Raw genomic sequence first — 12,154 nt, 5'->3', positions numbered from 1 at the left:
CATGCGTGTGCTGCTGCAGCCGGTCCGATGGGTGGGTGAGGTGGCGCTCGGCACCCTGAGCACCATCGGGGGCGTTGGGCTACTGATCACAGGGGCCGGCAAGTCGGCCAAGCGCGGCCTCGTCACCGGGCGCGGTCGCAAACTCGGCTGGTCCAATCTTTGGGCCCAGATGGTCCGCGTCGGCGTCAAGGCCATCGGAATCGTGTCGCTGGTCGTGTTCTGCATCGGGGCCATCCTCACGCTACAGATCGCGCCGATCCTCGAAGACTTCGGCGTCGTCGAGGAAGTCGCCCGCATCATCGGCATCGCAATGACCCGCGAACTCGGCCCGCTCGTCGGGGCGATTGTTTTGACGGGCTATGCCGGGGCGGCAATTGCTGCCGAACTTGGGACGATGGAAGTGTCGGAGGAGATCGAGGCGATGCGGACGCACGCCATCGACCCGGTGCGATTCCTCGTGTTGCCGCGCGTGGTGGCGACGACGGTGATGACGACATGTCTCGCGGTCGTTGCGGACGTCATGGGCATCGTCGGCGGCATGTTGGTCGGGCGGTACGTTCTCGGGCTTTCGATCCAGCGCTACATCGGCGACACACTGCTGGCAATCACGCTGTTGGATTTCGGCACGGGTTTGGTCAAGGCGGCGGTCTTCGGCGCGATCATCAGCGGACTTGCGTGCTATATGGGACTGAGTGTTCGCGGCGGGGCGATGGGGGTGGGCCGCAACACCACGCTTACGGTCGTTTACACCATCGTCGCTTTGATCTTCGTGGACCTGTTGTTCACGGCCACCTTCTTCTTCCTCGGAGTCTGATGCCGCTGCCCGAAGTGCCATTGCGTGATGACTTTCCCCCGACGGATCGGATCGCCGTCCGGGCCGAGCACGTCCGTAAGAAGTTCGGCGACAAGGTCGTGCTCGAGGACGTGAATCTCGACGTTTATGAAGGTGAAACGCTGGTGATTCTTGGCGGCTCCGGTAGCGGCAAATCGACGCTGCTGCGCCTCATGACCGGCGCGATTGCCGCCACCGACGGCATGGTCAAAGTCCATGGCGACGACGTCTGCTCGATGTCGTCGGCGGACCGCGACGACTATCGGAAGACCATCGGCGTTCTCTTCCAGTCAGGGGCGTTGTTCAACTCGATGAGCGTGGCCGACAATGTCGCACTGCCGCTGCGTGAGCACACCGACCTGCCGGAAGAGAACATCGACATCATCGTGAAGATCAAGTTGGAGTTGGTGAACATGCGTCATGCGGGGCACCTGCTGCCGAGCGAGATCTCAGGCGGGATGAAAAAGCGCGCCGGACTCGCCCGGGCACTCGCACTTGATCCGCGCATCCTGTTCTACGACGAACCCTCGGCCGGGCTCGACCCCGTCACATCCACCGAGATCGACGAACTCATCATCGACCTCAACCAACGCCTCGGCGTGACCAGCGTCATCGTCACCCACGAGATGGACTCGGCTTTTCGTATCGCCCACCGCATGGTGCTGCTGGATCAGGGCAAGTTCATCACCTCCGGCAGGCCGATCGAGTTCCGCGACAGCACCGATCCGCTGGTTCGTCAGTTCGTACACGGTCTCGCCGAGGGCCCGCTCACCGAACGCCGCCGCGGCGGCGAATACGAACGCGATCTGCTCGAAGGAGCAGGCGTTTGATTCCCGTCCGACATTTCCCCATTGACCAACGAATCCGGTAACGTCCAGGCCATGTCCGACAAAAACTCCCTCATCGCCGGCGGGTTTATCCTGGTGAGCGTGCTGCTCGTGTTCGGCGTGGTCGTCGGTGTTCGTGGGGCGCAGGGGTTGATGACCGACAGCAAGGAGTACGCCGTCGTCTTCGACATCAGCGACGATGTCGGCGGGCTCAAACCGGGCAGCGATGTGCGGGTCGGCGGGCTTCGGCTCGGGACGGTGAGGTCGATCACATTCACCACCGACGAGGTCGACAAGCCGGTCGTGCTGGCCCGGTTCACGCTGCCGGCGGACGTGCCGATGGGCGAGGGGGCGGACGTCGGCATCCAGGCCACCGTTACCGGCGTGAGCTGGCTCAACGTCGCCGGCCTGGGTGATTCCACGCAGCTGATCGGGCCGAACGACTTTCTCGATGGCACGCCCAACACGTTGACGCAGTTGTTGAACTCGCTCAACGAACTCGCCCCGGAGATGACCGGCACGGTCCGCGATGTCCGCCAAGTCACGGTGCCCAAGATCAACGACTCGGTCGACACCTTCACCGCACTTGCCCAGCGGATTGACCGCGAGATCGCGGAGCCGGTCGCCAACGCCGCGGGCAGTGCCGAGAAGTTGGCCGATTCGCTCAACGAGCGTTTGCCAACCACGCTGGACAAGGTCGATCGTTTTGCCGATGCGGGCGGCGACGTTCTGGAAGAAACCGCCGACGTTCTGGGCGACGGCGGAACGCGCGATCTCAAGTCGACGCTGAGCAACGTTGCGGAGGTCACCGGAACCGCGAGAGAGCGTTTGCCCGTTGCCTTCGACAAGATCGAAGTGCTCATCGACGACACCACGCTGCGTGTCAAACAGGCGGAAAGGCTACTCGAAGAGGTGCAGGGTTTCGCGGCCAATGCCAGAGGGGCAGCCGGCTCGGCGCAGGATCTGCTTGCCGAGAATCGTGGCCGGATCAACAACATCGTCAGCAATGTCCGTGATGCCACGGCGACACTTGATCTGGCCACCAGCGAAATTCGTCGCAGCCCGTGGCGGTTGCTTTACCGTCCGGACAAGACACAGTCCGAGCAGCTTGATCTCTACGATACGGCCCGCCGGTTCGCCGAGGGTGCCAACGATCTCAACGCGGCCGCCGAGGAGCTACGTGTCACCGCCGCCGATCCGAACGCCAATCCCGAGCGTGTCGAGGCGCTGCTCACCGAGATCGAGAGCAAGTTCGCCGACTTCCGGCAAGTCGAGCGCGACCTGTACGAAAAGATCGCCGAGTAACTCACCGTCTCAGGCGGACGCTGATCAGTTCGTACGGCTTGAACGTGATCGTTCCGTCGCACGGTCCGAGTGTCTTGCCTTTGAGATCGACGTACTCGGTGTCGAGGCCATCGGCGAGACGGAGCTTCGCGTTGCCGCGTCGGCCGAGGGTTTCGTTGAGACGCAGGATGAACCCGTCGTCAGTCGGACGCGCCCACGTCGCGACGAGTGACGGGCCGCCTTTGATGCCGAGCAGTCCGGCGTTCACCGGCGTGCCGGTGTACTCGATCACTCGTGCAAAGAGCGTATCGCAAAGCACGGCCGGCTGATCGGCGCGATCGGCGTTCGCATCGTAGTGCCCGATCGCGAACCGAATGGAATGTCGGCCGATGTCGCTGTGCGTGCCCGCCTTGCCGTCGGGCAGGTCGCGGATGGAGCGGTCGTGGTCGGCGTTGGTCACGAAGGCCGAGCGGAGCAGCGAGAGGTGCAGCGTTCTGCGGTGGCAGCCGAACCCGTACTTGCTTTCGGTGATGAGCATGAGTCCGTCGCGCTCGCCGTCGTCGGCGACGACGGCCCAGCGCGATCCGGGGACTTCGAAGAGGGCGTCCTCCTTGATGCCGCCGGGCTGTTGGGCACGTGGGGCGGATCCGAACGGCGCGCCGTAACGCGAGTCCTGGCCGCGGTAGTCGGTGGGGAACGCGATCTTGAGCAGGGCGTCGGTGTCCTGCCAGTCGATGTCGGCGGTGACTTCGAGGACGCTGCCGCCGGGGCTGAGTGCGTAGGTGAGGGTGACATTCGACGCGTCGCCGACCTTGCGGGTGAACGCCAGACCGTTGTCGGTCGGCTTCATCTCGACGGCGCTCTCGACATTGATGGCGTTGCTGAGCGTGCCACGGTCGATGTCCCACGCGGGGTAGCGGGCGGGGAGGTCACGGAAGTAGTGCAACTGTCCGAGCGGCTCGGCGATCGCGACGGGTTTGCCGTCGACCGACAACGCCGACACACGACCGTCTTCGGTCAGCGTTGCCGACACTCGGCCATTGCGGATCGTCATGCCATTAACCGTGACCTCGTCGCCGACGCGCTCGGCTGATGCGATCGTCACGCCGGTCAGCGGCGGCAGTTTCACGATGTCGTCGCCGACCTTCGCGAGTGCTTCCGTCGGTAGTGGGTTGAAGATGCATGCCTCACCGTCGCCCGCGAGTTCGTCCGCCCCGGCTTGTTCGTGGCCGTCGGCGATGCTCTTCAGCTCCGGCACCATCTCCGCGTACACCTCATGGATGCTGCTTCCCGGCAACGCATCGTGGAACTGTGCGAAACACACCCGCTCCCATGGCGTGTCGTCGATCGCGCCGCCGCCTGTCGCGCAGCGCACCGCTTCGTGAACCTGCAGCCCTCGCTCGGCCCGGCGGTAGGCGTGCTTGAGGTCTCCGTGGGTCGTCTGCACGCCGCGGTGGTACTCGAGGTAAATCTCGCCGTACCAACTCGGCAGATCGTCCGCCACCTCGGCCATGCGATCGAAGAAGCCCTCGATCGTGCCCCATTTGGTTTTCGGGATCGTGACCAGATCGCCAAGCCGGCGGGCGCGTTCGCACATGTCTTCGGTGGTGCCGCCGCCGCCGTCGCCGAAGCCGGTGGCGACGAGCGTGTCCGGGTGGACGCCGCTGTTGCGGTGGGTCTCGCCGAAGAACTTCATCTCCTCGGGCGTGCTGCGGTTGTTGTACGGGTTGAACGAGATGTGCGTGAGCACTTCCGAGCCGTCGTGGCCGACCCACTTGAACGACGAGTGCGGGAACTGCGTGCCCGACGACCAGTGCAGTTTGGTCGTGTAGAAGTACGGCACGCCGAAGCCGGCGAGGATCTGCGGCATGCACGGCGAGTAGCCGAAGACGTCAGGAATCCAGAGCACGCGTGACTCCGACCCGCCGCGGTACTTGGCCAGGCCCTTTTGCCCGAGCTCGACGGCGCGGACGAGTGCCTCGCCGCAGGGCAGCTGCGTGTCACTCTCGACCCACATCGCGCCGGTCGGCTCCCAGCGTCCGGCGGCGGTGGCTTGCTTGACCCGCTCGATGATCTCCGGCGCTTTGCGCTCGACGGCCTGGTAGCTCGCGGGCTGGGTGTAGCCGAAGACGAACTCCGGGTAGGTGTCGATCATGCGGAGCATGTTCGCGAAGGTGTGGACGGCCTTGAACTCGCCGACGTTCTCCGGCCAGAGCCAGACGAGGTCGATGTGGGCGTGCCCGGTGAGGGTGGCGTCGATCTGCCATGACTCGGCCTTGAAGTCGGCGTAGATCTCCGCCATGACCTTACGAAACGCGGCAGCGCCTTCGCGTTCGTACACGTCGGCGGCGCCGTCGAGCCGGCGCATGAGCTGGCGGAACAGCGGCGAGATTTGCTCGACCGGTGCGCGATAGCCGCCGGGGTCGAGGATGTCCGGCCGGTAGTTGCCGCCGCGCACGGTCTTGCCGGGCGGCTCGTGCAACATCGCGGCCGTGTCGATCAGCACGGCCAGGTCGTGAAACGCGTGGAAGTGATCGTCGTCGCGTGTCCAGACCGAGGCACCCCTGAACACGCTGCCCTTGCCGGTGAGGCCGTGGTTGTTGCCCGGCACCCAGATGCCCGTCCGCAAGCAGCAACCCTCGATGTAGAACGCATCACAGCCTTCGGGAATCGGGCAACGGATGTGGCCGGGGTCGAACGCGCCGTGTGCGACGAGCCCATTGCCGCCGGCGATGTACACCGTCGATTCGGCGTCGTCGTCCCATTTCATCCAGTGCCGGCCGTCACGGGCGCGCCCGGGGATGCCAACCTTCCACCACATCTGGTCGAACTTGCGGTCCCACGTCATCGGAAGTTCGCCGACCGGTTCGTAGTCGAGTGCGATGGCGTCATCAGGGTTGCAGTGTTTGGCGGTGGGCGTGGTTCGTGCAATCGCATCGACATCACCGGCGTGATGCCAAATGAGTGTCTGCATCCGGTCGCGCAGGCCCGAAAGCCGCGGGGCGGTGAACTGGTCGAAGGGCGTGCGTGGGAGCATGGACGTACGAGCATACCGGGCGCGATCCGCCTCACAACGGACGGCTGGCTTCGTTGTGCCTTGCCGGTATAAACATCCATATGTCCGCGCCCAACCAACCGACGACGCCTGTCCGCATGATCCTCGACACTGACACGTTCAACGAGGTCGACGATCAATTCGCCTTGTCCTGGGCCGCGCTCGACACCGATCGGTTTACCCTCGAGGCGGTCACGGCGGCACCGTTCAGCAACGAACTCGCCGACACGCCGGGGCGGGGGATGGAGCTTTCCTACGAGGAGATCGGACGCGTGTTGGAACTGTGCAAGCGGACCGACATCCCGGCATACCGCGGGTCGACGCAGTATCTCGCTGATATGCAAACACCGGTCAAGTCCGACGCGGTCGATCAGATCATCGAACGCTCGAAATCCGGACATCTCTGGGTCGTTGCCATCGGTGCGATCACCAACGTCGCGTCGGCCCTGCTCGCTGATCCGACGCTCAAGGACCGTCTCTCCGTCGCCTGGCTGGGAGCCCACTCGTCGATCCATGAGACACACTGGGAGTTCAACCACCAGCAGGACATCAAAGCAAGCAAGGTTGTCTTCGAGAGCGGGGTCGAACTCGCATGGTTCCCGTGTGGCGGGGCGTCGTCCCACTTGTTGACCACGACGATGGAACTCAAGTCCGAGGTCGGCGGAAACAACCCGCTCTGTGACTTCCTCATTGATCGCTTCCATGATCACGTCGGCGACGCCAACTGGCAGAGCAAAGTCTTGTGGGACCTGGCCCCGCTGGTTTGGCTCGGTGGCGTCGAAAATGGCGGCACCTATCGGTCCACCGATCGCCCGATTTGGAATGATGTCAAGCCGCCCATGATGCGCGATGATGCGCGCGGGACGCCGTGTCTCGAGGCATTGACCTTCAATCGCGACGCGGTGTTTCGCGCGGTGTTCGACGTGATCGGCCGAAAAGAACTTCAAAGCAACTGAACGCGAAATGGCCCGGTTTTCGTTACGCTCGGGTCATGCGACAGTTTGATGCAGTTGTGATCGGAACCGGGCCCGCGGGCCAACGCGCTGCCATCCAGGCCGCGAAACTTGGAAAGCGCGTGGCCGCGATCGAGAAAGAGCGCGTCGTCGGCGGTGCCGCGATCAACACCGGCACCATTCCCAGCAAGGCCCTGCGCGAGGCCGTGCTTCACCTGACCGGCGCGAGCAAGCGCGGGCTCTTCGGCCAGACGTTCGGCGTGCAGAAGAAGGTGACGCTCTCCGATCTCATCGGCGTGAGCCAGCAGGTGATGATGCACGAGCGCGAGGTCGCCCGCAGCCATCTTCTCCGCAACGGCGTCGAACTCATCGAAGGCTTCGCCCGCTTCGACGACTCACATCAGGTGACGGTCGAGAACACCGAGCAGACCGAACGGATCAAGGCCGACTTCTTCTTCATCGCCACCGGCACCAAGCCCGCCATGCCCGAGTCGGTGCCGTTCGAAGCCAATCGCGTTTTCACCAGCGATGGCCTGCTGCATCTCGATCGCCTGCCCAAGTCGATGATTGTCGTCGGCGGCGGGGTCATCGGTACCGAGTACGCGTGCATGATGGCGACGCTCGGCGTGAAGGTGACGCTCGTCGAGGGTCGCCGACAAGTGCTCGGCTTCGTCGACGAGGAGATCACCGAGGCCATGCAGTATCACATGCGGCAGAACGGCATCACCATGCGCCTTGGCGAAAAGGTCAAGGAAATCAGCATGATCGACCCGGACAAGATGAAGTCCGACGCTGCCAAGAAGTCGGCCAAAGTGGCCAACGAAGAGTTCAAAGCCCACGCCAACGACATCGGTCAGCCCGTCGTGCCCGGCGACACCAACGGCGACGGCATCCCCGACATGCCGCTCGTCGAAGCGAAACTCGAAAGCGGTAAGAAACTCCGCGCCCAAAGCCTGCTCTACGCCATTGGTCGCCAGGGCACTGTCACGGCGATGAACGTGAAGAAGGCCGGCCTCGAAGCGTCCGACCGCGAGCGACTCAAGGTCAACGAACACTTCCAGACCGATGTGCCGCACATCTACGCGATGGGCGACGTCATCGGTTTCCCCGCGTTGGCTTCGACGAGCATGGAGCAGGGTCGGCTCGCCGCGTGTCATGCGTTCAATGTCGAGGCCCACTCGATCCCCGAGCTCTTCCCGTTCGGCATCTACGCGATCCCCGAGATCTCCATGGTCGGCAAAACCGAGGAACAACTCACCGAGGCGGGCATCCCCTACGAGGCCGGCATCGCCAACTACAAGGAGATCGCACGCGGTCAACTCCTCGGTGATGAACAAGGCATGCTCAAACTGCTCATCCATCAGGACGACCGGAGCATCCTCGGCGTCCACGCCATCGGTACCGGCGCGACCGAGCTCATTCACATCGGCCAGACCGCAATGGCCTTGGGCGGCAAGGTCGACTTTTTCGTCAACAACGTCTTCAACTACCCGACGCTCGCCGAGACATACAAAGTCGCCGCCCTCAACGGTATGAACAAACTCCGATTGATTTGATCGCGCGGGGCGTGTCAACTTCAGCGGGCACGCATCGCGCGGTACGGTTGACGCATGTTCCTTGCCCTCGACCAAGGCACGACAAGCACCCGCGCGATCGTGTTCGACCCGACCGGCCGGCCTCTCGCGGCAGCACAACGCGAACTGCCCCAGCACTTTCCCAAGCCCGGCCACGTCGAACATGACGCGACCGAGATTCTCGACCACGGCATCGCCGTCATGCGTGAGGCCGCGGCCGGCCACCGCATTGATGCGATCGGTATCACCAATCAGCGTGAGACGGTGGTGCTCTGGGACAAAGCCGGCGAGCCGCTGCATCGCGCGATCGTCTGGCAGGACCGCCGCACGGCCGACTTCTGCCGCTCGCTCGACGCCGACACGGTTCGCCGCATCACTGGTTGTCCGCCGGACCCGTACTTCAGCGGGACGAAGATGCGATGGCTGCTCGACAAAGTGAAGCCACCGGCGGACGCGAAGTTCGGCACGATCGACAGCTGGCTGCTCTGGCACTTGTGTGGCGTGCATGCGACCGACGTGACCAACGCGAGCCGGACGTTGCTGTGGGATCTGGCGGCGGGGCGATGGTCGGAAGACATGGCCGAGATGCTCGGTGTGCCGCTCGGAATGTTGCCGGAGGTCCGGGCCAGCGGCGGCGTGTTCGGAACGACGAACGTGCTCGGTTATGACGTGCCGGTCGCCGCAGTCATCGGCGATCAGCAGGCGGCGCTCTTCGGCCAACACTGCACCGAATCGGGCATGGCGAAGAACACCTATGGCACCGGCTGCTTCCTGCTCCAGCACGTCGGCGACGCGCCGGTGCGTAGCGAGCATCAACTTCTCGCCACGGCCACCGCCAACGGCGGTTTCGCCCTCGAGGGCAGCGTGTTCACCACCGGGGCCGCGGTGCAATGGCTGCGTGACGGGCTCGGCATCATCGCGAACGCCGCCGATGTCGAGCCGCTTGCGGCAAGTGTTTCCGATAGCGGGGGGGTGACTTTCGTTCCCGCGCTCGCCGGGCTGGGCGCGCCGCATTGGGACGCCGACGCTCGCGGCACGATCGCCGGCCTCACGCGCGGCTCGACCGCCGCTCACATCGCTCGTGCCACCCTCGACGCGATCGCCCACCAGACCGCCGACGTTCTCGAAGCGATGGCCGCTGATACCGGCCAACGGCTCACCACGTTGCGCGTTGATGGCGGCGCGGCGGCGAACGACTTGCTCATGCAAACCCAGGCCGACCTGCTTGGTGTCCCCGTCGAACGCCCGGCGTACCTCGAAACGACCGCACTCGGTGCCGCCCGCCTCGCTGGTTTGACGGTCGGCGGCTGGGAAGATACCGACGGCGGCGACGTCCGCCGCTTTGATCCGGAAATCGGCAGCGGGCAGCGCGAAGAGCGTCGTGGCGAATGGAGCCACGCCATCGCTCAGTGCCGAACGTGAACGCAAGTGTCGTCCCGTCAACCCCGTCGCGTGGCGGCGGGACTGATGCGTCTGTACGTTAGCGAACGTGAAACGCTTCCCGCTGCCGCAAGCGCTCGTGACCGCCACCATCGTGATCCCTTCGCTGGTCGTGGCGGTGGTGAACCGAAACGCAGAGTTCGCGTTCTACGCCACCGTGACGGTCGTGCTCGGGGTCGTGATCTATGTCGCCCATCGACGCACCGGATTTCCGTCGGCATTGCTCTGGCTGCTTGTCGGCTGGGCGGCGCTGCATATGGCGGGCGGGTTGTTGTATGTGCCCGAGGGGTTGCCGGCGCTGGAGCCGCGCGTTTGGTACAACTTCTGGTTCATCCCCGGCTACTTGAAGTACGACAACGTCATCCACGCCTACGGCTTCGGCGTGACCGCGTGGGCCTGCTGGTGTGGACTCAAGTCGCTCGGCATCACGCGTCCGACGTTCGGCACGCTCCTGCTGACTTGGACCGCTGCTCAAGGTTTCGGTGCCTGCAACGAGATCGTCGAGTTCACGGCGACGTTGCTGGTCGAGGAGACCAACGTCGGTGACTTCAATAACGCGATGTGGGACTTGGTCGCCAACGCAACGGGGGCACTGATCGCGTGCCTGGCCATCGCCGGCTTTGATCGGCGGACCTAGTTCCGGCACAATCTCGCGAGTCTTATGGAACTATCTCTTCCGCTCGCGGTGGGTATGGGCTGGATCGACTGGTCGGTGGTCGTCGGCTACTTCGTCGTCACCACGCTCATCGGCCATCTGCTCAGCGGCAAGCAGGAAGACATGGAGGACTTTTTCCTCGGCGGCAACAAGCTGCCGTGGTACGCCGTTGCCGGGTCGATGATCGCGACGACGATCTCGGCGGTCACGTTCGTCGGCGTCCCGGCGCTGGCGTTCGGCGTCGGAGGGGACATGACCTACCTGCAGCTCGGGCTCATCGCCGGGTTGCTCGCGCGGATCTTCATCGCCGTCGTGCTGATCCCGGCTTACTACAAGGAACGCATTTTCAGCCCGTACGACTACATGGGCAACCAGCTCGGCGGCGGGGTGCGCGGCGTGATGACCACGCTCTTCTCCATCGGCGGCGTCCTCGCCCAGGCGTCACGCGTCTACCTCACGGCGATCATCCTCGAACTCATCATCGCCGACGAACTCGCGTGGGTGGAGACTTACACGACGCTGCCGCCACTGGTGACGTCGCTGATCATCATCGGCTTCATCTCGACGCTCTGGACGATCATGGGCGGGATCGCGACGGTCATCTGGACCGACGTGATTCTCTTTGCCGTTTTCGTCATCGGCGGGCTGATCGCGTTGGTGACGATTCTCACCTCCCTCGACGGCGGGTTCAGCGAGTTCGTCCGCGTCGGCTCGGCGGGGGAGAAGTTCAAGCTCTTCGACCTCGGCCTCGAGCTCGATCCGGTCAAGGAGTACACCGTCTGGACCGCCGCCATCGGCACGCTCTTCGGCAACATCGGCGCCTACGGCACCGACCAACTCCTCGCCCAACGCCTGCTCACCTGCAAGAACCAACGCGAAGCGAAGAAAGCCATCCTCGCAAGCTACGTTGCGGAGGGTGTGACGCTGCTGATGCTGCTCGTCGGCATCGGGCTGTGGGTGTACTACAAGGGCGAGCCGGCGGTAGCGGTGGAGCAGCCGTTGGTAGTTCAGACAGAGGATGGGCGCTTAAACGCCAGTCAAGTGCCGTTCGAAGATGCACCCGAAGCGCCAGGGCTTATGGGTGGACGTCTGCGTTCTGTCACGGACGGCAGCGGCAATCGCATCGGGTTGCACGAGTCCGTTTTGGCATGGGAACTGGGGGCGGACGAGGTGGTCATCGATCCATTCCCGCTGCCGAACGATGCATGGACCCGCCCGCTGCCGCCGGAGGCGGCGGAGCTCTATGTGGAGAAGAACGACCGCATCTTCCCGCTGTTCATCCTTTCTGACGCGATACCGGTGGGGCTGACGGGGCTCATCATCGCCGGCATCTTCGCGGCGGCGATCAGCAGCTTCGACTCGATCCTCGCGGCATTGTCGCAGACGACGATCAGCGCGGCGGTGTTGCCGTGGTTGAAGCGACGTGCCGCACGAGGCCCGACCGTGAGGGAGGGTGGCGGCGGAGCCGCATCTAGCGGCGATGAGGTGCCGCCTGCGGTAGATGCTGGCTGACAGACCACTGATGCAGGTGGCT

The 12,154-nt window shown here is 64.2% G+C and carries 9 protein-coding genes; 8 read left to right on the top strand and 1 reads right to left on the bottom strand.

What is annotated here, in order from left to right; all coding sequences use genetic code 11:
• The first annotated feature begins 1 nt into the window (after position 1).
• From AAGD32_04465 to AAGD32_04455, 3 genes are read left to right on the top strand one after another with little or no spacing between them, the layout of a single operon-like run.
• Positions 2 to 814 (top strand): ABC transporter permease, encoded by an 813-nt coding sequence (locus tag AAGD32_04465; GenBank protein MEM8873494.1) that lies wholly within the window; start codon positions 2 to 4, stop codon positions 812 to 814.
• Positions 814 to 1,662: an ABC transporter ATP-binding protein gene (locus AAGD32_04460; protein MEM8873493.1), complete on the top strand. Its 849-nt coding sequence runs from the start codon at positions 814 to 816 to the stop codon at positions 1,660 to 1,662. The genes AAGD32_04465 and AAGD32_04460 overlap by 1 nt, the downstream gene beginning before the upstream one ends.
• Positions 1,663 to 1,713: 51 nt before the next feature.
• Positions 1,714 to 2,964, top strand: a complete 1,251-nt coding sequence (locus AAGD32_04455) for an MlaD family protein (GenBank protein MEM8873492.1) — start codon at positions 1,714 to 1,716, stop codon at positions 2,962 to 2,964.
• A 1-nt stretch (position 2,965) separates the two neighbouring features.
• Here AAGD32_04455 and AAGD32_04450 read toward each other — a convergent pair whose 3' ends face one another.
• On the bottom strand, positions 2,966 to 5,980 hold the full coding sequence (locus AAGD32_04450; GenBank protein MEM8873491.1) for a glycoside hydrolase family 38 C-terminal domain-containing protein: 3,015 nt from the start codon (positions 5,978 to 5,980) through the stop codon (positions 2,966 to 2,968).
• A gap of 80 nt (positions 5,981 to 6,060) precedes the next feature.
• Between AAGD32_04450 and AAGD32_04445 the strand changes: the two genes are divergently transcribed.
• The 5 genes from AAGD32_04445 to AAGD32_04425 all read left to right on the top strand — a co-directional run bounded on the left by AAGD32_04445 (position 6,061) and on the right by AAGD32_04425 (position 12,132).
• On the top strand, positions 6,061 to 6,954 hold the full coding sequence (locus AAGD32_04445; protein MEM8873490.1) for a nucleoside hydrolase: 894 nt from the start codon (positions 6,061 to 6,063) through the stop codon (positions 6,952 to 6,954).
• A 35-nt stretch (positions 6,955 to 6,989) separates the two neighbouring features.
• On the top strand, positions 6,990 to 8,507 hold the full coding sequence (locus AAGD32_04440; GenBank protein ID MEM8873489.1) for an NAD(P)(+) transhydrogenase (Si-specific): 1,518 nt from the start codon (positions 6,990 to 6,992) through the stop codon (positions 8,505 to 8,507).
• Between the two features lie 54 nt (positions 8,508 to 8,561).
• Positions 8,562 to 9,947, top strand: a complete 1,386-nt coding sequence (locus tag AAGD32_04435; GenBank protein ID MEM8873488.1) for a glycerol kinase — start codon at positions 8,562 to 8,564, stop codon at positions 9,945 to 9,947.
• 67 nt (positions 9,948 to 10,014) lie between these two features.
• The gene (locus AAGD32_04430) at positions 10,015 to 10,602 is read left to right on the top strand and encodes a DUF2238 domain-containing protein (GenBank protein MEM8873487.1); all 588 of its coding nucleotides are present in this window, start codon (positions 10,015 to 10,017) and stop codon (positions 10,600 to 10,602) included.
• A 24-nt stretch (positions 10,603 to 10,626) separates the two neighbouring features.
• Positions 10,627 to 12,132 (top strand): hypothetical protein, encoded by a 1,506-nt coding sequence (locus AAGD32_04425; GenBank protein MEM8873486.1) that lies wholly within the window; start codon positions 10,627 to 10,629, stop codon positions 12,130 to 12,132.
• The last annotated feature ends 22 nt before the right edge of the window (positions 12,133 to 12,154 follow it).

The organism is Planctomycetota bacterium (genome assembly GCA_039182125.1).
GTDB lineage: Bacteria > Planctomycetota > Phycisphaerae > Tepidisphaerales > Tepidisphaeraceae > JBCDCH01.
The sequence above is the reverse complement of the archived record's forward strand: the minus strand, read 5'-3'. Positions and strand labels throughout refer to the sequence as shown.

What these genes read in the sequence shown, in the direction of transcription:
- AAGD32_04445 (MEM8873490.1), top strand. Translation starts at nt 6,061, where the DNA reads ATGTCCGCGCCCAACCAACCGACGACGCCTGTCCGCATGATCCTCGAC.
- AAGD32_04465 (MEM8873494.1), top strand. Translation starts at nt 2, where the DNA reads ATGCGTGTGCTGCTGCAGCCGGTCCGATGGGTGGGTGAGGTGGCGCTC.
- AAGD32_04435 (MEM8873488.1), top strand. Translation starts at nt 8,562, where the DNA reads ATGTTCCTTGCCCTCGACCAAGGCACGACAAGCACCCGCGCGATCGTG.
- AAGD32_04460 (MEM8873493.1), top strand. Translation starts at nt 814, where the DNA reads ATGCCGCTGCCCGAAGTGCCATTGCGTGATGACTTTCCCCCGACGGAT.
- AAGD32_04450 (MEM8873491.1), bottom strand. Translation starts at nt 5,980, where the DNA reads ATGCTCCCACGCACGCCCTTCGACCAGTTCACCGCCCCGCGGCTTTCG.
- AAGD32_04425 (MEM8873486.1), top strand. Translation starts at nt 10,627, where the DNA reads ATGGAACTATCTCTTCCGCTCGCGGTGGGTATGGGCTGGATCGACTGG.
- AAGD32_04455 (MEM8873492.1), top strand. Translation starts at nt 1,714, where the DNA reads ATGTCCGACAAAAACTCCCTCATCGCCGGCGGGTTTATCCTGGTGAGC.
- AAGD32_04440 (MEM8873489.1), top strand. Translation starts at nt 6,990, where the DNA reads ATGCGACAGTTTGATGCAGTTGTGATCGGAACCGGGCCCGCGGGCCAA.